This window comes from Bradyrhizobium sp. in8p8, assembly GCF_000426845.1.
Taxonomy (GTDB): domain Bacteria; phylum Pseudomonadota; class Alphaproteobacteria; order Rhizobiales; family Xanthobacteraceae; genus Bradyrhizobium; species Bradyrhizobium japonicum_C.
The window spans coordinates 248,807-267,846 of the sequence record NZ_AUGD01000008.1 but is presented as its reverse complement, the minus strand read 5'-3'; the positions used below and the strand labels follow the sequence as shown (position 1 = coordinate 267,846).

Genomic DNA, 19,040 nt, shown 5'->3' with positions numbered 1-19,040 from the left:
CGAAGCAACCCAGACTGCCACCGCGGCAACAGTCCGGCTTGCTCGATCGCTCGCAATGACGAGGAGAGATACTACGTGTTGAACCTGAAATGCATCACGTCGCCGTCGGCGACGACGTATTCCTTGCCTTCTAGCCGCAGCTTGCCGGCATCCCGTGCGCCGGCTTCTCCGCCGGACGTGATGTAGTCCTCATACGCAATGGTCTCGGCGCGGATGAAACCCTTCTCGAAGTCGGTGTGAATCACGCCGGCCGCCGCCGGTGCCTTGGTGCCGCGATGGATGGTCCAGGCGCGCGCTTCCTTCGGGCCCACGGTGAAATAGGTGATGAGATCGAGAAGCCGGTAGCCGGCGCGGATCAGGCGATCGAGGCCGGCTTCCTCCAGTCCCAATGTCTCCAGGAAGTCCGCGCGTTCCTCACGCGAGATCGTCGCGATCTCGGACTCGATCTTGGCGGAGATAACGACGGCGACCGCGCCCTCCTTGGCGGCCTGCTCCTCGACTGCCCTTGAGAAAGCGTTGCCGGTAGCCGCGGAGCCCTCTTCGACGTTGCAGACGTAAAGCACAGGCTTAGACGACAGCAGGCCGAGCATGGAGAAGGCGCGCTCCTCCTCGGCCTTGCGCTCGACGAGGCGCGCGGGCTTGCCCTCGCGCAGCAGCACGAGGGTACGGTTGACGAGGTCGAGCTGCTCCTTGGCGTCCTTGTCGTTGCCCTTGGCCTTCTTGGTGAGGTTGTCGACACGCTTTTCGAGGCTGTCGAGGTCCGCGAGCATCAGCTCGGTCTCGATGGTCTCGATGTCTGCGAGCGGGGCGATCTTGCCCTCGACATGGGTGATGTCGGAGTCCTCGAAGCAGCGCACCACGTGCGCGATGGCATCGACCTCGCGGATGTTTGCCAGGAACTGGTTGCCGAGGCCTTCGCCCTTGGAGGCGCCGCGCACGAGGCCCGCGATGTCGACGAAGGTCAGCCGGGTCGGAATGATCTGGCCGGACTTGGCGATGGCGGCGAGCTTCTCCAGCCGCGGATCGGGCACGGCAACCTCGCCGACATTCGGCTCGATGGTGCAGAACGGATAGTTCGCGGCTTGCGCAGCCGCCGTCTCGGTCAGTGCATTGAACAAGGTCGACTTGCCGACATTGGGCAACCCGACGATCCCGCATTTGAATCCCATGATGTCCTCTATCCGTATTCGTCATGGCCGGCTTGAGCGGCCATCCACGCCCTAACGCGCGGAAGGAAGAACGTGGATGCCCGGAACATCTAGCGCGAAGACGCGCTTCGCGCTTCTGCCCGGGCACGACGGAGAGAACGGCGACCTTATTCCTTGCCGTTCTCGTCCTTGGTCAAAAACCCCTTCGCCTGCATGGCCAGATGCACCCTGTTGGCGAAGGTCGCATCCGTGCCCTTGGCGATCAGTGGCGCGTGCTCGGCGACCGCATCGCAGAGCGTCGCCACCCATTCGCTGTCGGCCTTGGCGAAGTCCGACAGCACGTGGCCATGCACCAGCTCCTTGACGCCGGGATGACCGATGCCGAGCCGGACCCGGCGGTAGTCGTTGCCGATATGCGCCGAGATCGAGCGCAGGCCGTTGTGGCCGGCGATGCCGCCGCCGATCTTCACCCGCACCTTGCCCGGCGGCAGCTCGAGCTCGTCATGGAAAACGCTGACGTCGCCGGCGGCGATCTTGAAGAAGCTTGCGGCTTCCTGAACGCTGCGGCCGGACTCGTTCATGTAGGTCGCGGGCTTGAGCAGGATCACGCGCTCGGTGCCGAGCGTGCCCTCTGACGTCTCGCCCTGAAAGCGGCGGCGCCATGGCGTGAAGCCATGACGCCGCGCGATCTCGTCGACAGCCATGAAGCCGATATTGTGCCGGTTGCGTGCGTATTTCGCGCCGGGATTGCCGAGCCCAACAAAGAGTTGCATGACGCGGCGCGCCCCTCGCTCGGCGCGCGATCAAGGACCGCGCGCCAGCCTTGAGAGATTACTTCTTCTTGTCGCCGCCGGCAGGAGCCTTGGCAGCCGCCGCGAGAGCAGCAGCCGGAGCGGCCGCGCCAGCCGCCGGGGCAGCCGCAGCGCCTGGAGCGCCGCCAGCAGCAGCCGCAGCCGCGGCCTTCTGCTCTTCGGCGTAACCGGAAGGCGGCACGATGGTGACGAGCGTCGCATCCTCGCGCGCCAGCGTCTTCACGCCGGTGGGCAGCTTGACGTCGGACAGATGCAGGGAGTGACCGATCTCGAGCGAGCCGACGTCAACCTCGATGAACTGCGGGATGTTCTCGGCACCGCATTCGAGCTCGATCGCGTGGGCAACGATGTTGACGGTGCCGCCGCGCTTGACGCCCGGAGAGGTTTCGGCCTTCACCACGTGCAACGGCACGCTGATGCGGATGGTGGCGCCTTCGCCGAGCCGCATGAAGTCGACGTGGATCGGGAAATCCTTGACCGGATCGAGGTGGTAGTCGCGCGGAATGACGCGGTGCTTCTTGCCGTCGAGGTCGATGTCGACCAGCGTGGTCAGGAACCGGCCGGCGAGGATGCGCTGGCGCAGCTCACGATCCTCGATCGAGATCGTGACCGGGGGCTGGTTGTTACCATAGATCACTCCGGGCACTCTCCCGGCGCGACGCTCAGCCCGGGCGGCCCCCTTGCCGCTCTTCGGACGTGCGGTCGCCTTCAATTCCTTGACGGTCGTCGCCATGTCGTTAAGTCCTTGTTTTTGCAAAAGTTAATGGGCCGCAGCGCGGCCCATGGCATCATCCGCAGCAAGCCTCCAGGGGTGCGGGGGCTGCGAACGTGGCGGGCTTTTACCCGGAAGATGCGGAAATGACAAGGAGAATGGGCCGCTGTCATGCCCGGACTTGACCCGGGCACCCATCACGCAAAGCGACGGCTGTTGAGGAAGATGGATGACCGGGTCAGGCCCGGCCATGACGATTTGGCGATGCCCGGGCCTGTTATTGCCTCAGAGCGTCGGCGTCCCGCCAAGCTTTGCCTCGAGCGCTGCGATCCGCGCCTTCAGTGCCTCGTTCTCTTCACGGGCGAGGCGCGCCATGTCCTTGACCGCCTCGAACTCCTCGCGCTTGACCAGATCCATGTCGCGCAGGAATTTTTCCGCCTGGGTGCGCATCACCGTATCGAACTCGCGCTTGACGCCCTGGGCGGCACCGGCGGCATCGTTCATCAGGCGGCCGATCTCGTCGAAAAACCGGTTGTTGGTCTGGGTCATTTCGGTCTCCGATAAACTTTGCGCGAACTCTCGAAAGACAATGGCAATCCGCAGGGAATGGTTCAAGGGCCGCCGCGCGGCATCCTTGTCATGAACCGGTTTCCTTGCAATCGTATTCAACCTCCCTGCATAAGAAGAATCACACGGCGCCTGCCGGTGCTCCTTCGCTGCGATCTCGTCCAGACCTGGAAGGCGCGATGCCCTATCTGCTCATCGACTTTCCCGCCTTCAAGCCGATCGCGATCGAGATCGGTCCGTTCGCGATCCGCTGGTACGCGCTGGCCTATATCTGCGGCATCGTGTTCGGCTGGCTCTATGCGCGCTCGCTGCTGAAAAACGAGCGCCTGTGGGGCGGACCGGCCCCGATCTCGCTGGTGCAGATCGACGATTTCATCCTCTGGGTCACGCTCGGCATCATCCTCGGCGGCCGCACCGGTTACGTGCTGTTCTACAATCTGCCCTTCTTCATCGATCATCCCGCCGCGATCTTCAGATTGTGGGAGGGCGGCATGTCTTTCCACGGCGGCTTCCTCGGCTGCGTCGTGGCGGTGATGGGGTTTGCCTATCGCAACGGCATCCCGATCCTGTCCCTCGGCGACATCACCACTGCGGTCGCCCCGGTCGGGCTGCTGCTCGGGCGCATTGCCAATTTCATCAACGGCGAATTGTGGGGCCGCGCCGCCGATGCGAGCCTGCCCTGGGCGATGATCTTCCCCAATGATCCGACGCAGCTGGCGCGCCATCCGAGCCAGCTCTATCAGGCCGGCCTGGAAGGCATCCTGCTGTTCACGGTGCTGGCCGTCATGATCCGCCTCGGCGCGCTGAAGCGACCCGGCATGATCCTCGGCGCGTTCATCCTGATCTATGGTCTGGCCCGGATCATCGGCGAGCATTTCCGCGAGCCGGACGCCCAGCTCGGCTATCTCTGGGGCGGATTAACCATGGGCATGCTGTTGTCGATCCCGATGCTTATCGTAGGCCTTATACTTATTGTATCGGCAATCAGGCGCGGTGCGCCGAAGCCGATCGAGACAGTTAGCTAGTTCATCTCCAGAAAGCAGGCCGTGACCGACTCGCCGCTCCTCAACGAGATCAAGGCCCTGATCAAATCTTCAGGCCCGATGCCGGTCTGGCGGTACATGGAATTGTGCCTGATGCATCCGCGCTACGGCTATTACGTCTCGCGCGATCCGCTCGGGCGCGAGGGCGACTTCACCACAGCCCCCGAAGTCAGCCAGATGTTCGGCGAGCTCCTGGGACTGTGGACCGCCTCGGTGTGGAAGCAGATGGGCTCACCGCAGTTCCTGCGGCTGATCGAGCTTGGTCCCGGGCGCGGCACCATGATGGCGGACGCGCTGCGCGCATTGCGCGTGCTGCCGCCGCTGTACCAGGCGCTCCACATCCACATGGTCGAGGTCAATCCGGTCCTGCGTGAACGGCAGAGCGCGACGCTCGCCAACGTGCGCAACATCGCCTGGCACGACAGCATCGACGAGGTGCCGGAAGGACCAAGCATCATCCTCGCCAACGAATATTTCGACGTGCTGCCGATCCACCAGATGATCCGCCACGAGAACGGCTGGCACGAGCGCGTCATCGAGATCGATGCGAACGGCAAGCTTCAGTTTGGCGCAGCGCCGGAGCCGACCCCGCGCTTCGACGTACTGCTGCCACCCTTGGTGCGCGCCGCTCCCGTCGGCGCCGTGTTCGAGTGGCGGCCCGACGGCGAGATCATGAAGCTCGCCACGCGCGTGCGCGACCAGGACGGCGCGGCGCTGATCATCGACTACGGCCATTTGCGCAGCGATGCCGGCGACACCTTCCAGGCGATCGCGCGCCATACCTTCGCCGATCCCCTGAAGGCGCCGGGCCAGGCCGACGTCACCGCCCATGTCGACTTCCAGGCGCTGGCGCGCGCCGCCGAGGATGTCGGCGCGCGCGTGCACGGCCCGGTGACGCAGGGCGACTTCCTCAAGCGGATCGGCATCGACACCCGCGCGGCCGCGCTGATGCAAAAGGCGACGCCCGAAGTCGCCACAGACATTTCGGTGGCGCTCAAGCGCCTGACCGATACCGGGCGTGGCGGCATGGGCTCGATGTTCAAGGTGCTTGGCATCTCCGAGCCGCGGTTGACGGGCCTTGCCGGCCTCAGCGACCTCGATCAGGCAGGAGAAGCCTCATGACACTTGCTTCGTCGCTGCTGTCCGCCGTGCCCGGCCTGCGCCATGCCTTCTTCACTCGCGAGGGGGGCGTCTCCAGCGGCATCTATGCCGCGCTCAACGGCGGGCTCGGCTCCAATGACGATCAGACCCTGGTCGCCGAGAACCGCCGCCGCATGGCCGAGCATGTCGGCGTTGCGCCCGAACGCTTCCTCAGCCTGCACCAGGTTCATTCGCCCGACGTGCTCGTGGCTGATGCGCCCTGGCCGAACGGACCGCGGCCCAAGGGCGATGCGCTGGTGACGAAGACGCCGGGCATCGCGCTCGGCGTCTCCACGGCCGATTGCGGACCGGTGCTGTTCGTCGATCCCAATGCGCGCGTGATTGGCGGCGCCCATGCCGGCTGGAAGGGCGCGCTGACCGGCGTGCTGGAAGCAACGATCTCGGCGATGGAGAAGCTTGGTGCCACGCGCGGCGGCATCATCGCCGCGATCGGCCCCATGATCCGCCAGGAGAGCTACGAGGTCGGCAACGAGTTCGTGACGCGCTTCATCGAGGCGGATGCGGACAACGCCATGTTCTTCATCCCGTCTGTGCGCGAGGGCCACGCGATGTTCGATCTCGCCGGCTTCGTTCGCAAGCGGCTGGAATCCGCCGGCATCCTGATGATCGACGATCTCGGGCTCGACACCTATGCCGACGAACGCTTCTTCAGCTATCGCCGCTCGGTGCACCGCAAGGAGCCGGATTACGGCCGCCACATTCACGCGATCGCGCTCGAGACGTGAACACATAGGCAACCCCGTGTCATTCCGGGGGTGATCCCGGACACGATGACGGTGCGCTGTGGCGCGGCTGCCCTAGACCTTAATCGATTTTAACGATATCGCTGCCCTCCATAATGAGGGACGCGTCATTCACTTTGCGCCGCGCGGGTTCGCGCGCGCTGGCGGTCATGCTGCTGGCGGCTGCGACCGCACTTGGCGGCTGCGCCGGAGGTGGCGGCGGTGCCGCGAACTCCTATGCGATGGCGCCGAGCGGCGGCAGCAGCGCGACGGTGGCGTTCGAATCGATCGACGGACCGCCGCCGCAGGTGTTCGACCGCATGGTCGGGGTGCTCGACAGCGAATCCAAGCTGCGCAGCCTGTCGGTGGTCTCCCGCGAGGGCACTGCCGCCTATCGCGTGCGAAGCTACCTCTCCGCCCAGGTCGTGCGCGGCAAGACCGTGATTGCCTGGGTCTGGGACGTCTACGACGCCAACCAGCAGCGGGCGCTGCGCCTCTCCGGCGAGGAACCGACCTCGGCCAAGGGCGGCCGCGACGCGTGGGCGGCTGCCGACGACCTCGTGTTGCGGAAGATCGCCCAGGCCGGATTCAGCGGACTTTCCAACATGATCAACGGAACGCCGGATGCCCCGGGCGCGGCTCCGGCCTTGCGGGGACCAGCGGTGGCGAGCGTCATCAAGGACGCTCCGCTGTCGGACATGCCGACTTCGGCGCTAGGCTATGCCGACCAATAACCCCTGCTAAACCAAGGCCTCAACTTGCGGCCAAGCCGTTGGCCCGACTCAGGATTTTCGAAGGGAAAACGTAGCATCCCGGGTTGCCATTGCAGCCTCCCGCCTGATATTTCCTCGCGCGTCGTAACCGTGCTGCCAGTGGGTATTCTCTGATGTTGAACGTCGTATCCAGCAAAGCGCGGGAGGAAGCGTCCATGTCGGCCAAGAACGGCTCCATCAAGCTCGTCGCCGGCAACTCCAATCCGGCCCTCGCCCAGGCCATTGCGCAGGGCCTGGATCTGCCGCTGACCAAGGCGGTGGTACGGCGCTTCGCCGACATGGAGATCTTCGTCGAAATCCAGGAGAACGTCCGCGGCTCGGATGCTTTCATCATCCAGTCGACCTCGTTCCCGGCCAACGACCACCTGATGGAGCTCCTGATCATCACCGACGCGCTGCGTCGTTCCTCGGCACGCCGCATCACGGCGGTGCTGCCCTATTTCGGCTACGCGAGGCAGGATCGCAAGTCCGGCTCGCGCACGCCAATCTCGGCCAAGCTCGTCGCCAATCTGATCACGCAGGCGGGTGTCGACCGCGTCATGACCCTCGACCTGCATGCCGGCCAGATCCAGGGGTTCTTCGACATTCCGACCGACAATCTCTACGCGGCGCCGCTGATGGTGCGCGACATCAAGGAGAGGTTCGACCTCTCCAAGGTGATGGTGATCTCGCCCGACGTCGGCGGCGTGGCCCGCGCGCGCGGCCTTGCCAAGCGCATCAACACCCCGCTCGCCATTGTCGACAAGCGCCGCGAGCGTCCCGGCGAGTCCGAGGTCATGAATGTGATCGGCGAGGTCGCCGGCTACACCTGCATCCTCGTTGACGACATCGTGGACTCCGGCGGCACGCTGGTGAACGCGGCCGACGCGCTGATCGCCAAGGGCGCCAAGGACGTCTACGCCTACATCACCCACGGCGTGCTCTCCGGCGGTGCGGCGGCACGCATCTCCGGCTCGAAGCTGAAAGAGCTCGTGATCACCGACTCGATCCTGCCGACCGATGCGGTGACCAAGGCGCCGAATATCCGCACGCTGCCGATCGCCAGCCTGATCTCCGACGCGATCGCGCGCACGGCGGCGGAGGAGTCGGTGTCGAGCCTGTTCGACTGACTTTTTCACCCCCGTCATTCCGGGGCCTTCGGCGAGGCCAATCCGGAGTCCGTCTCCCAACGAACCGTTGCACATCAAGGGACTTGGGGCTCGTGCAACGCACGCCCCCGAAATGACAGTCTGACCTCGGCCATCGCCCCACCGCAGCCTGGCCGCGCCGGTTGTTGCCAGCGGCGGCCCGTGACATCATCGAGATACCGAGTCATCTCTGCCTCTGGATGCCTGATGCCACGCCGGAAATTTGCTTGGGAGAAGCTGTCGGATGACGCGTTGCTCAAGCAACGCCTCCGCAGCCTGAAGGTTACAGTCGAAGGCACCTGGCTCGAAGACTGCGTTGGCACCCTCTACGAGGAACTGGAAGAGCGGGGCATCCGGCTGCGGCCGCACACATGGATCTCGAGCGAATGGTTCAGCCCCGGCGACGTGCCCGGCATCGCCATCCCTTTTTATCTCGCCCATCCGCGCCTGATGAAGCTCGAGAAGAAGATGATGTTCGACGTCGAGGGCGGAACCTGGCGCGAGTGCATGGCTATCCTCCGCCATGAGGCCGGGCATGCCTTGCAGCATGGTTACCAGTTGCAGCGGCGGCGGCGCTGGCAACAGCTGTTCGGCCCGTCGTCGAAGCGCTACCCGCGCTACTACCGGCCCAATCCGGCCAGCAGACGTTACGTCCAGCACCTTCGGCTCTGGTATGCACAGAGCCATCCCGACGAGGATTTCGCCGAGACCTTTGCGGTGTGGCTGCGGCCGCGCTCGAACTGGCGGACCCGATATGCCGGTTGGCCGGCGCTGAAGAAGCTCGAATATGTCGACGAGTTGATGGGCGAGATCGCGGGAAAGCGGCCGCAGATCACGACGCGGGAGCGCGTCGACCCGCTGAGCCGGCTCAGCCAGACCCTCGAAGAGCACTACAAGAAGAAGCAGGCGTTCTACGCCTTCACGCCACCGAAAACCTACGACCGCGACCTGTCCCGGCTGTTTTCAGCCGATCCACGTCACCATCGATCAACGCCGGCCTCGACCCTGATCAGGCGGCACCGCGCCCAGATCAGGCAATTGGTCGCGCGATGGACGGGCGAGAACCAGCTCACGCTCGATGCCGTGCTTGACGACATGATTTCCCGCTGCCGGGATCTCGATTTGCGGGCCGTCGGCCCCGAACAGAAGCTCGTCCTCGATTTCATCGTCCTCGTGACCGCCAAGACGATGCACGCGCTGTTTGGCCCGTCCCGGCGCAAATGGATCGCGCTATGAGACGTCTCCGCATTCTCGTGCTGATGCATCCGGACTTCCTGCCTCCGGACTCCTCTGACGGATACACCGCACAGGAAATCAACGCGTGGAAAACGGAATATGACGTGGTAAGCACCTTGCGCGAGGCAGGCCATGAGGTTCGCCCGCTCGGGGCGCAGGAGGAGATCAAGCCAGTCCGCGAAGCGATCGAGGAGTTCAAGCCACACGTGGTTTTCACGCTGCTGGAAGAATTCCATTCCAACGTCGCTTACGACCAGCACATCGCCAGCTATCTCGAGCTGATGAGGGTCCCTTATACCGGGTGCAATCCGCGCGGCCTGATCCTTGCGCGCGGCAAGGATCTGTCCAAAACGCTGGTGCATCACCGCCGCATCGCGGTGCCGGCCTTCGCCGTTTTCCCAATGCGCCGCAAGGTCAAGCGCCCCCCGCGTCTTGCGCTGCCACTGATCGTCAAGAGCCTGAACATGGATGGCTCCTTCGGCATCTCGCAAGCCTCCATCGTCGACACCGACGAGAAGCTCGCGGAACGCGTCGCCTTCATCCACGAGCGGAGCGAAACCGCCGCCATCGCCGAGCAGTTCATCGAGGGACGCGAACTCTATGTCGGCGTTCTCGGCAACAACCGTCTGCGTGTTCTGCCTGTTTGGGAACTGAAATTCGGCAACATGGGCGGGCGCAGGTCACGGCACATCGCCACCGAGAAAGCCAAGCACGACACCGATTATCAGGAGCGGGTCGGCATCGTCGACGGGCCTGCAAAAGACCTCACGCCGGAAGTCACCGCGCGCATCCAGCGTGCCGCAAAACGCATCTATCAGGTCCTGGGCCTCGACGGCTATGCGCGCATCGACTTTCGCCTCTCCGCCGACGGCACGCCCTATTTCATCGAAGCAAACCCGAATCCGGAAATCGCCAGGAACCAGGAGTTCGCCACCGCGGCTCAACATGACGGGCTCCAATATCCGGATCTCCTGCACCGCATCCTGACCCTCGGAATCAGCCGGGCAAAGGCAGGTGTATCGTTAGGCTGACGAAAGGCGGATTGGCGCCGATACCTGCGCGAAGCGCGGGCGGCGCGGCGGCGCCGGGCCCGGAATCCATCTTGCCGCAATCGATGTCGATGCACCGATTCCGGGCACGCGCGTCGCGCGGCCCGGAATGGCCATCGCCTATCCAACGATTCCCGCAGCGACCTGGCCGCGCAGGCGCTCCAGACCAAGCAACGTCTCCGCACAGGCTGCCGCGACCTCCACGCCCTTGATGGCGAAATGCTTGCGGAAGAAGTCGTAGTGGACCTCGGTCTCATGGAATTGCTGCGGCGTCAGCACGGCCGAGAACACCGGCACCTCGGTGCGCAGCTGCACGTCCATCAGCGCCTTGATCACGGTGTCAGCGACGAACTCGTGGCGGTAGATGCCGCCGTCGACGACGAGGCCGGCCGCGACGATCGCGGTGTAGCGCCGCGTCTTGGCGAGGACCTGCGCGTGCAGCGGGATCTCGAACGAGCCCGGCACCTCGAACACGTCGACGTGGGTGAGATGGCGCGCTTCCGCCTCCTTCAGGAAGGCGATGCGGGCTTCCTCGACCACGTCGCGGTGCCAGCAGGCCTGCACGAAGGCCACCCGCTGCGGCTTGGCGAAACGCGGATGGTCGGGCGCCGGCGGCAGGTCTGCGGGAACCTGCGTGGGCTCTGTTTGGGAGGTTTCGGCTTGGGGATCTTGCAACATCTGATTCATGGCTTTCCTCGGTTTAAGGACCAGAATCAGGGCACACGGAACGACAAACAGCCGCACCTTGCGATGCGTCTGCCACCGACCGTTCTCTTTCATCCGGACTTTAACCGTCGGCTTCGGAATTGCACCGAATCTGCTGACCCTTCCCTGCGGGATACCCCTCACGGAAAGCGCTCGCGGGCTTAGGCCTTTTCGGCCCTTACCGCCGGTGGGGACTTTCACCCCGCCCTGAGAACATCGGCCGCCCGGAATGAACGGCCTATCGGGAAATATGCAGCCGGCGAGCCGGCGCGGCAAGCATGTTCCGCATGGGCCAAGCGCATGGTCCCATGCCGTCACGGCGACTCGGCTCGCCTGGCGGAACTGCGCTCGGCGTCTTTTGCCGAATCCGATTCCGATTTGTTCTCATCCGTTAAGGATTGTGGCGGAGATGAGCTGTGGACGAACGAGTCCTGGCTTGTGGACGGACTCGCGACCCCGTTGCGCAGATTCCGCAAATCACATCACTTGATCCGCGACAGGCCCGCGCTGATCCGAGGGGATCGCGAGAGCGACTCCGGAGATCGCGGTTAGCGTCTAGGTAGCGCGCGCCGGGCCCAACCGCGTGCGTATCAAGGACAACAAGAAGGCAAGAGGTCGAGACGGCATGTCCCTGCTCGAAGGCGCTATCGATTCCAGAAGCCATCCGCTTGCGGTGGTCGAGGACATCGCTGCCAGCAACAACTGGCCGTTCGAACGCTCCGGCGAAGACGAACTCACGATTGTCTCGAAGGGACAATGGACCGACTATCAGCTCTCCTTCACCTGGATGGGCGAGATCGAGGCGCTGCATCTGGCCTGCGCCTTCGACATGAAGATCCCGCCCGCCCGGCGCGGCGAGGTGCAGCGGCTCGTCGCCGCCGTGAACGAGCAGCTGTGGGTCGGCCATTTCGACTTGTGGACCAACACCGGCATGGTCATGCATCGCCAGGCCCTTGTGCTGCCGGGCGGCCTCACCGCCTCGACGGCGCAGTGCGAAGCCATGCTGGCCGGCGCCATCCACGCCTGCGAGCGCTACTTCCCCGCGTTCCAGTTCGTGGTCTGGGCCGGCAAGACCACCACACAGGCCATGGACGCCGCGATGTTCGACACGGTCGGAGAGGCGTAGGGCTCTCGGATGTCGTGAGAGAGGCGCGACAGCTCCCTGGTCGTCGTCGTCCCGGACGAGCGGCGCGATGATCCGGAACCCACACCGCCCGATGCCTCGTGGCACGACGCTTGTTGCCCTGCGCTCCATCCCCTAGAACCAGTCGTGGTTATGGGTTCCTGCGTTCGCAGGGACGGCACCGTTTGCTAAGGTGATCGCAGTGGCAGATAGCAGCACCCTCCAAAACATCACCGGTACCATCCTCCTCGCCGGCGCCGGCAAGATGGGCGGCGCGATGCTGACGGGATGGCTGGCAGGCGGACTCGATCCACGGCGGGTCGCGGTGGTCGATCCGCACATCGCGCCCGAGATCGCCGCACTGGCCGCCAAGGGCGTCGTGCTCAATCCCGATGTGAAGACCGCCGGCCCGGTCGAGACGCTGGTCGTCGCGGTGAAGCCGCAGATGTTCCGCGAGGCCCGCGCCAAGCTGAAACCGTTCATCTCGGACAAGACCTCGGTGGTCTCGATCATGGCGGGCACCACGATCGCCTCGCTCGATGAGGTCTGCGGCGGCGCCGTGGTCCGCGCGATGCCGAACACGCCGGCCGCGATCGGCCGCGGCATCACCGTCGCGGTTGCGGCGAAGAACGTCAATGCCGGGCAGCGCGCGGTGGCCGACGCGCTGCTGCGCGCCACCGGCTCGGTCGAATGGGTCGAAGACGAAGCCCTGATGGACGCGGTCACCGCCGTCTCCGGCTCGGGCCCCGCCTATGTGTTCCTGCTTGCCGAGGAGCTCGCCCGCGCCGGGGTCGAGGCGGGCCTGCCCGAAGCGCTGGCGACGAAGCTCGCGCGCGAGACGGTCGCGGGCTCCGGCGAGCTGCTGCACCGATCGGAGCTTGCTGCGAGCACACTGCGCCAGAATGTCACCTCGCCCGGCGGCACCACCGCGGCGGCGCTCAGCGTGCTCATGGGCGAGCCCGGCCTGCGCGAGCTGATGATCCGCGCGATCGCCGCGGCGACAAAGCGGTCGAAGGAACTGGCGAAGTAGACGGATCAGGGCACCTCGGCGGCCGAATGCGCGGCGATCCCGGCTGTCGCCGATAGGGAGAGCGATCGTGAACCTCTACGCAAAACTTCTGGAACGACAGGCCGAGCGGCGCCCCATCAAGATCGGACTGATCGGGGCGGGCAAATTCGGCGCAATGTATCTTCATCAGGTCCTGCGTACGCCGGGCGTCCATCTCGTCGGAATTGCCGACCTGTCTCCATCGCGTGCCCGCGAAAACCTGAACCGGGTGGGCTGGCGCACGGAGCAATTCGCCGCGGCCTCGCTCGGCGATGCTCTCAAGAACGGCACGACCTTCCTGACCGACGACTGGGAAGCGCTTGTGAAGTGCGAAGGCATCGAGGTGATTGCCGAGTGCACCGGCAATCCTGTCGCGGCGGTCGAGCACTGCCTCGGCGCCTTCTCTGCAGGCAAGGCCGTCATCAACGTGACCGTCGAGGCCGACGCCTTCTGCGGACCGATCCTCGCGCAGAGAGCCAGGCAGGCCGGCGTGATCTACAGCCTCGCCTATGGCGATCAGCCGGCCCTCGCTTGCGACCTCGTAGATTGGGCGAGGGCCTGCGGATTTCCCGTCGTGGCAGCGGGCCGCGGCCACAAATGGCTGCCGCATTACCGGGAATCGACGCCCGAAACGGTCTGGGATCACTGGGGATTGTCTGCCGAGCAAGCTGCGCGCGGCGGCATGAATCCAAAGATGTTCAACGCGTTCCTCGACGGCTCCAAGCCTGCGATCGAATCCGCCGCAATCGCGAACGCAACAGGCCTGAAGGCGCCCTCGCATGGCCTCGCATTCCCACCGGGATCGGTCGACGACATCCCGACGCTGATGCGCCCCCGTTCGGAGGGCGGCATCCTGGAATCCAAGGGCCAAGTCGAGGTCGTGTCCTGCCTGACGGCCGAAGGCAGACCCATCCCCAACGACATCCGCAAGGGCGTGTGGGTCTGTTTCGAAGGCGACAGCGATTACATCCGCAACTGTTTCCAGGAATACAGCGTCGTCACCGATCCAAGCGGTCGTTACATGAGCTCCTACAAGAAGTGGCATCTCATAGGGCTGGAGCTTGGAATTTCAGTTGCCTCGATCGCTCTGCGCAACGAGGCGACAGGCGTTGCCACGACGTTCAACGCCGATGTTGCCGCCACAGCCAAGAAGGACTTGCGCGAGGGAGACACGCTCGACGGAGAAGGCGGCTACACCGTCTTCGGCAAGCTGACGCCCGCCAGCACCTCGCTTGAAAAGGGCTATCTGCCGCTCGGGCTTGCGCACAATGTGCGATTGACCAAGGCGGTCGCCAAAGACGCCTGTATCACCTGGGCGGATGTGACGATTGACGAGAGGCTGCCTGCCGTGCGTCTCCGCAAGGAGCAGGAAACGTCGTATTCGTCTCCACAAGCCCGAAAGGTGGGTTAGGCGAAGTCCACGGCCGCGCTAGGCTCCGAGCCGTTTGTTGAACATCTCGACATTGACCAGTCCGCGCGCATGGTGGCCTTCACCGAGCTTGCGCGTGCCTTCGAACGCCTCGACCTCGAAGCGGATGACGCGGCGCTCGACCGCGACCACCTTCGCGGTGGTCCGCACGGTTGCGCCGACGAGGGCGGCAGCGAGATGGCGGATGTCGACCTCGGTGCCCACGGTCACCCAGCCTGGCTGGAGCGCGGCGCGGATCGCATCGCCCGAGGTCATTTCCATCTCCAGGATCATCATCGGTGTCGCGTAAACCATGGGCATGCCGGGCACGAAGTGCCCGACGGTGCGCTCGGTCGGCACCACCAGCGTGCGCTCGGCGCTCATGCCGGGCTTGATGAAGTCGCGTGCGTCCATGGGTACCGCTCGTCGTTCCGGCACGCGCGAAGCGCAAACCCGGAATCCAGGGATTGTCGATCGAGATTCCGGGTTCAGCCCTGGCGGGTGCCCGGAATGACGCTAACGCGTCACTTCTTCGCCGCCGCCGCGCGCTCCACGAAAGTCTTGCCGCCCTTCATCTTGTGGCGGAGCGGGGCCTCGTTGATCTGGATGACGACGGCTTCGGCATCGACGCCGAGATTCTTCACCAGTGCCTGGGTGATGTCGCGCATCATGCCGGCCTTCTGCTCGTCGGTGCGGCCTTCGGCCATGCTGATGGTGATCTCAGGCATCGTTGTCTCCCTGCTGCTTCGGTATTGCCTGCTTCGTCATTGCCCGGCGTAGTCGTCTGCTCTTGCAGACTACGTACACTCGTCTGCATCCGGCAGTCCATCATTTTGAAGATGGATGCGCGGGTCAAGCCCGCGCATGACGATCGCGGCGAATGGCTAGCCCCAACTCACGTCATGGCGCGCCAGCACCTCGCGCACCTTGGCGACGAGGTCGGCCTCGCTGCACGAGAATTGCGCCGGGCGAGTCTCACGCCATTCCTGGTTGGAGGCGATCGCTGCCGCCGCCTTGGCGCCTTCGATCAAGTCCTTGATCTGCACCTCGCCACGCGCCTTTTCATCCGAGCCCTGGATGATCACGCATGGCGAGTTACGGCGGTCGGCGTATTTGAGCTGATTGCCCATGTTCTTGGGATTGCCGAGATAGAGTTCGGCGCGGATACCGGCTGCGCGCAAGGATGCGACCATCTTCTGATAGTCGGCGACGCGGTCGCGGTCGAACACGGTGACGACGACGGGCCCGAATTCCGGCCGCGTGTCGAGCTTGCCGAGCAGCGTCAATGCGGCCTGCAGCCGCGACACCCCGATCGAGAAACCGGTCGCCGGCACCGGCTCGCCCCGGAAGCGCGAGACGAGGCCGTCGTAGCGGCCACCACCACCGACCGAGCCGAACCGTACGGGGCGGCCCTTCTCGTCCTTGGTGTCGAGCAGGAGTTCGACCTCGTAGACGGGGCCGGTGTAATATTCGAGGCCGCGCACGACGGAGGGATCGATCTTGATGCGATCCGCGTCATAACCGGACGCCGTGACCAGCCGGGCGATCTCTTCCAGCTCGTTCACGCCGGCCTGACCGACTTCGCTCTTGGCGAGGTAGGTTTCCGCCGCCGCAATGGCCTCTTTCCAATCGTCGCGCGGCTTGGTGATGGCGAGAACAACGTCAGCTTCCGCCGCACTCAGATTGGCGCCTTTCGTGAAGTCGCCCTTGCCTTCCTCGCCGCCGTCCCATCGTCCGGGACCGAGCAGCTTGCGCACTTCGTCGGCAGAAAACTTGTCGAGCTTGTCGATCGCGCGCAGGACGGTCAGTCTGCGGCCTGCGTTTTCGTCACCCGCGAGCCCGATGGCTTCCAGAACGCCATCCAGCACCTTGCGATTGTTGACCTTCACGACATACTGGCCGCGTGCAATGCCGAGCGCTTCCATCGTGTCCGCCGCCATCATGCAAATCTCGGCGTCCGCCGCCGGCGTGGCCGAGCCGACGGTGTCGGCATCGAACTGCATGAACTGGCGGAAACGGCCCGGGCCGGGCTTTTCGTTGCGGAACACGTAGCCGGCGCGATAGCTGCGGTAGGGCTTTGGCAGCGTGTCGAAGTTTTCTGCGACGTAGCGGGCGAGCGGCGCGGTGAGATCGTAGCGCAGGCTGATCCACTGCTCGTCGTCGTCCTGGAACGAGAACACGCCCTCGTTCGGGCGGTCCTGGTCGGGCAGGAATTTGCCGAGCGCGTCGGTGTATTCCATCGCCGGCGTCTCCACGGGCTCGAAGCCGTAGAGCTCGTAGACGGCGCGGATCCTCTCGACCATCTCGCGCGTCGCCCGGATCGCTGAGGGATCGCGATCCTCCAGCCCGCGCGGCAGGCGCGCCTTCAATTTCTGCGGTTTCTTGGGTTTCTCGGCCATGCGCGGCGTTTACCAGCCGGGACGCAGGGCGGCAACGGGGGGCTTGGGGAACGCCGTCATTCCCGGGCGATGCGCAAGCACCGAACCCGGAAATCTCGCAATCCTCAGGTGCGCAATTGCGCACCAGGGTTCGCGCTTCCGGCGCCCCGGAATGACGCTCCGTCCTACGGCGTCTCCAGCCGGGCCCTCAGGGCATCGGCATCGGCCTTCGGCAGGAATTTCAGCGTCGGCTTGATGGTTTCGCCGCCGACGATCTTGCCGTTTCGCATGAACATCCAGTCCGAGATGTCAGCTTCCCCGAACGCGACTTTATCGCCGGCCCGCTTGCCCGGCATGTCGCGCGGCTCGTTGGCGAAGAGGCCGGTCAAGGTCCCGTCGGGCTGCTTCTTCACCTCACCGATCCAGATGTGCTCCCCGCCCTTCCGGGTCGAGAAGCGGACCTTGAGGGAATGCCCGGCCTCGGACGGCTTGGGCGACTCATAGGAGGCCCAGAAGGTCGGGAGCGTGGCACGGGCGCGTACGATCGCGGCGTTCATCTCGGGATCGGAGGTGCGCACGTCGACGATCGGCGAGCGGTCTTGCGCGACGACCTCGTGCGTGGGGCCGACGGTCAGGATGCCGAAGACGGAGACGCCGGTGATTGCGGCGAGAACGACCCACTTGATGGGCTGCGAGAGCTTGGTTGCCATGATCGCGATATCCAGGATGCCTTGATGTATCCTGGCTTTGTCGCCGAGTTATGGCGGTGCGTTCAGTGCATGATAAGCCACAAGCATTGCACGTTTCCCCTCTCCTGATCAGAAAGGGGAAACGTTTCGACGTCCCTCAGAACACCTTGCGGATCCAGTTGTGCGGATCGTTGGTGCGGCCGTACTGGATGTCGACCAGCTGCTTGCGCAGGCCCATGGCCACGGGGCCGGCGGCGCCGCCGCCGATCTCGAAATCGCCGCTCACCGAACGAACCTTGCCGATCGGCGAGATCACGGCTGCCGTGCCGCAGGCAAAGGCTTCCTTGAGCCTGCCGCTCGCCGCATCCTTGCGCCACTGCTCGAGCGAATACGGCTCCTCCCGCACGGTCTTGCCGGCGTCGCGCGCCAGCGTGATGATGGAGTCGCGGGTGATGCCGGGCAGAATGGTGCCGAGGGGCGGCGTCGACAGCGAGCCGTCGTCGAACACGAAGAACACGTTCATGCCCCCGAGCTCTTCGACGTATCGGCGCTCGATCGCATCGAGGAAGACGACCTGATCGCAGCCGTGCTGCATGGCCTCGGCCTGGGCGCGCAGGCTGGCGGCATAGTTGCCGCCGCACTTGACGGCGCCGGTGCCGCCGACCGCAGCGCGCGTGTAGTTCTCCGACACCCAGATCGAGACCGGCGCAGGGCCGCCCTTGAAGTAGGAGCCGACCGGCGAAGCGATGACCGCAAAGATGTATTCGGACGACGGCTTGACGCCGAGAAAGGTCTCGCTCGCGATCATGAAAGGACGCAAGTAAAGGCTGCCCTCGCCGCCCGGCATCCAGGCGCGATCGATGCGCACGACCTGCTCGACGGCCTCGATGAAGACGTCTTCCGGAAGCTGGGCCATTGCCATGCGGTCGGCCGAGTCCCTGAACCGTCGCGCATTGGCGTCCGGCCGGAACAGGTTCACCCCGCCGTCGTCGCGCTTGTAGGCTTTCAGGCCTTCGAAGATTTCCTGGGCGTAGTGCAGGACGGCACCGGCCGGATCGAGCTGGAAGTTGGCGCGCGCCTCGATCTTGGCTTCATACCAGCCGCCCTTGGCCTGATTGTAGCGGACAATCGCCATGTGATCGGTGAAGACCCGTCCGAAGCCGGGGTCCACCAGCTTGGCGACGCGGTCCTTTTCAGGGGTTGGATTGGATGCGGGCTGGATATCGAATTTCATGGTCATGTCCTTGCCTCCCGCTGCCGGTGGCGGCGCTGTTCTGGCGCCCGCCCTGCCCGCTCCGGGCCCGGCTGGCTTTGATTGGTTTCTGCCGGATCGCCGCCA

19 protein-coding genes, 1 pseudogene and 1 riboswitch are annotated in these 19,040 nt (G+C 64.8%); of the genes and pseudogenes, 10 read left to right on the top strand and 10 right to left on the bottom strand.

The annotated features are described in order from the left end of the window. Nucleotides 1-71 precede the first annotated feature (71 nt). From ychF to K408_RS0121425, 4 genes are all read right to left on the bottom strand, one after another. Complete coding sequence (gene ychF / locus K408_RS0121440) at nucleotides 72-1,169, bottom strand: redox-regulated ATPase YchF (protein ID WP_024340436.1); 1,098 nt, start codon at nucleotides 1,167-1,169, stop codon at nucleotides 72-74. A gap of 146 nt (nucleotides 1,170-1,315) precedes the next feature. After that, entirely contained in the window at nucleotides 1,316-1,921 is a 606-nt protein-coding gene (gene pth, locus K408_RS0121435; protein WP_024340437.1) for an aminoacyl-tRNA hydrolase, read from the bottom strand. Between the two features lie 58 nt (nucleotides 1,922-1,979). Then, entirely contained in the window at nucleotides 1,980-2,693 is a 714-nt protein-coding gene (locus tag K408_RS0121430) for a 50S ribosomal protein L25/general stress protein Ctc (RefSeq protein ID WP_024340438.1), read from the bottom strand. Between the two features lie 264 nt (nucleotides 2,694-2,957). Then, the gene (locus tag K408_RS0121425) at nucleotides 2,958-3,221 is read right to left on the bottom strand and encodes an accessory factor UbiK family protein (protein ID WP_024340439.1); all 264 of its coding nucleotides are present in this window, start codon (nucleotides 3,219-3,221) and stop codon (nucleotides 2,958-2,960) included. Between the two features lie 197 nt (nucleotides 3,222-3,418). Between K408_RS0121425 and lgt the strand changes: the two genes are divergently transcribed. The 7 genes from lgt to K408_RS0121390 all read left to right on the top strand — a co-directional run bounded on the left by lgt (nucleotide 3,419) and on the right by K408_RS0121390 (nucleotide 10,332). Then, nucleotides 3,419-4,264: a prolipoprotein diacylglyceryl transferase gene (lgt, locus tag K408_RS0121420; RefSeq protein ID WP_024340440.1), complete on the top strand. Its 846-nt coding sequence runs from the start codon at nucleotides 3,419-3,421 to the stop codon at nucleotides 4,262-4,264. A 21-nt stretch (nucleotides 4,265-4,285) separates the two neighbouring features. Continuing rightward, nucleotides 4,286-5,404: a class I SAM-dependent methyltransferase gene (locus K408_RS0121415; protein ID WP_024340441.1), complete on the top strand. Its 1,119-nt coding sequence runs from the start codon at nucleotides 4,286-4,288 to the stop codon at nucleotides 5,402-5,404. Beyond that, complete coding sequence (pgeF, locus tag K408_RS0121410) at nucleotides 5,401-6,168, top strand: peptidoglycan editing factor PgeF (protein WP_024340442.1); 768 nt, start codon at nucleotides 5,401-5,403, stop codon at nucleotides 6,166-6,168. The genes K408_RS0121415 and pgeF overlap by 4 nt, the downstream gene beginning before the upstream one ends. 113 nt (nucleotides 6,169-6,281) lie before the next feature. Beyond that, nucleotides 6,282-6,899, top strand: coding sequence for a hypothetical protein (locus K408_RS0121405; RefSeq protein ID WP_024340443.1), 618 nt, complete (start codon nucleotides 6,282-6,284; stop codon nucleotides 6,897-6,899). Between the two features lie 194 nt (nucleotides 6,900-7,093). Further along, nucleotides 7,094-8,047, top strand: coding sequence for a ribose-phosphate pyrophosphokinase (locus K408_RS0121400; RefSeq protein ID WP_024340444.1), 954 nt, complete (start codon nucleotides 7,094-7,096; stop codon nucleotides 8,045-8,047). A 225-nt stretch (nucleotides 8,048-8,272) separates the two neighbouring features. Continuing rightward, nucleotides 8,273-9,301, top strand: a complete 1,029-nt coding sequence (locus K408_RS0121395; RefSeq protein ID WP_024340445.1) for a putative zinc-binding metallopeptidase — start codon at nucleotides 8,273-8,275, stop codon at nucleotides 9,299-9,301. Then, the gene (locus K408_RS0121390; RefSeq protein WP_024340446.1) at nucleotides 9,298-10,332 is read left to right on the top strand and encodes a D-alanine--D-alanine ligase family protein; all 1,035 of its coding nucleotides are present in this window, start codon (nucleotides 9,298-9,300) and stop codon (nucleotides 10,330-10,332) included. The genes K408_RS0121395 and K408_RS0121390 overlap by 4 nt, the downstream gene beginning before the upstream one ends. A gap of 138 nt (nucleotides 10,333-10,470) precedes the next feature. Here K408_RS0121390 and K408_RS0121380 read toward each other — a convergent pair whose 3' ends face one another. Continuing rightward, entirely contained in the window at nucleotides 10,471-11,037 is a 567-nt protein-coding gene (locus tag K408_RS0121380) for a 6,7-dimethyl-8-ribityllumazine synthase (protein ID WP_024340447.1), read from the bottom strand. A 77-nt stretch (nucleotides 11,038-11,114) separates the two neighbouring features. Further along, a riboswitch (FMN riboswitch) is annotated at nucleotides 11,115-11,274 on the bottom strand. Between the two features lie 406 nt (nucleotides 11,275-11,680). On the opposite strand from K408_RS0121380, the gene K408_RS0121375 reads away from it, so the two are divergent. From K408_RS0121375 to K408_RS0121365, 3 genes are all read left to right on the top strand, one after another. Then, nucleotides 11,681-12,181 (top strand): type III secretion system chaperone family protein, encoded by a 501-nt coding sequence (locus K408_RS0121375; RefSeq protein ID WP_024340448.1) that lies wholly within the window; start codon nucleotides 11,681-11,683, stop codon nucleotides 12,179-12,181. Nucleotides 12,182-12,371: 190 nt separating this feature from the next. After that, nucleotides 12,372-13,208, top strand: a complete 837-nt coding sequence (gene proC, locus K408_RS0121370) for a pyrroline-5-carboxylate reductase (RefSeq protein WP_028145953.1) — start codon at nucleotides 12,372-12,374, stop codon at nucleotides 13,206-13,208. A 67-nt stretch (nucleotides 13,209-13,275) separates the two neighbouring features. Then, nucleotides 13,276-14,637, top strand: a complete 1,362-nt coding sequence (locus K408_RS0121365) for an NAD(P)H-dependent oxidoreductase (protein ID WP_024340450.1) — start codon at nucleotides 13,276-13,278, stop codon at nucleotides 14,635-14,637. Nucleotides 14,638-14,655: 18 nt separating this feature from the next. Here the strand turns inward: K408_RS0121365 and K408_RS0121360 are convergent, their stop codons facing one another. From K408_RS0121360 to K408_RS0121340, 5 genes and pseudogenes are all read right to left on the bottom strand, one after another. Next, nucleotides 14,656-15,048, bottom strand: a complete 393-nt coding sequence (locus K408_RS0121360; protein WP_024340451.1) for a thioesterase family protein — start codon at nucleotides 15,046-15,048, stop codon at nucleotides 14,656-14,658. A 110-nt stretch (nucleotides 15,049-15,158) separates the two neighbouring features. After that, nucleotides 15,159-15,365 (bottom strand): annotated as a pseudogene (locus K408_RS0121355) (tautomerase family protein); the annotation flags it as partial. Nucleotides 15,366-15,518: 153 nt separating this feature from the next. Continuing rightward, nucleotides 15,519-17,033 carry a histidine--tRNA ligase gene (gene hisS, locus K408_RS0121350; protein WP_024340453.1) on the bottom strand — a complete coding sequence of 505 codons (1,515 nt, stop codon included), beginning with the start codon at nucleotides 17,031-17,033 and terminating at the stop codon, nucleotides 15,519-15,521. Nucleotides 17,034-17,197: 164 nt separating this feature from the next. Continuing rightward, nucleotides 17,198-17,722, bottom strand: coding sequence for a YegJ family protein (locus tag K408_RS0121345; RefSeq protein ID WP_024340454.1), 525 nt, complete (start codon nucleotides 17,720-17,722; stop codon nucleotides 17,198-17,200). A 136-nt stretch (nucleotides 17,723-17,858) separates the two neighbouring features. Further along, entirely contained in the window at nucleotides 17,859-18,941 is a 1,083-nt protein-coding gene (locus K408_RS0121340) for a branched-chain amino acid aminotransferase (protein ID WP_024340455.1), read from the bottom strand. Nucleotides 18,942-19,040: the final 99 nt, after the last annotated feature.